This is a genomic window from Kitasatospora phosalacinea (assembly GCF_000717185.1).
Taxonomy (GTDB): Bacteria; Actinomycetota; Actinomycetes; order Streptomycetales; family Streptomycetaceae; genus Kitasatospora; species Kitasatospora phosalacinea_A.
The window spans coordinates 1-617 of sequence record NZ_JNYE01000268.1; the positions used below are offsets into that span (position 1 = coordinate 1).

The following is a 617-nucleotide window of genomic DNA, read 5'->3' on the forward strand; positions in this document are numbered from 1 at the left end:
TGTGGACCGACAGCGTGTGGGTCGTCGACTCCACACCGGTGGAGTGCGGGCGCTCACGCGAGACCGCCAAACGCTCCGACCTGGCCGGATGGGCCGAGTACGGCTACTGCGCCAGCCACTCCCGATACTTCTGGGGCCTGCTGCTGCACCTGGTGTGCACCCTGCACGGTCTGCCCGTCGCCTTCGCCCTCACCGGTGCGAAAGCCGACGAACGCCAGACCTTGCTCGGCATGCTCCATGCCGAACCCCACCTCGTCGCCGCCCGCCCGGGACAGACCCTCATCGCCGACCGGCACTACTACGGCCGCGCCTTCGAACACGAACTCACCGAGTGGGGAGTCAGCCTGCTGCGGCCGGCCCGCAGGGGCGAACCCCCACGAGCCGGATCCGAGCTGTTCAAACCGCTACGACAGGTGATCGAGTCCGTCAACCAGACCTTCAAAGCCCAACTCGACCTCGAACGCCACCAGGGCCGCACCCCAGGCGGTGTCATGGCCCGGGTTCTGCAACGCATCCTCGCCCTGACCACCGCGATCTGGCACAACCACCACACCGGCCAGCACGTCATGCGCTCCCTGACCGCCTACGACCACTAACCCTTCGCATCATTCATCTAG

At 66.9% G+C, this 617-nt stretch carries 1 protein-coding gene; it reads left to right on the forward strand.

The annotated features are described in order from the left end of the window. A partial coding sequence (locus OO57_RS37955) for a transposase (protein ID WP_033257480.1) occupies positions 1-596 on the forward strand: 596 nt, incomplete at its 5' end. Positions 597-617 lie beyond the last annotated feature (21 nt).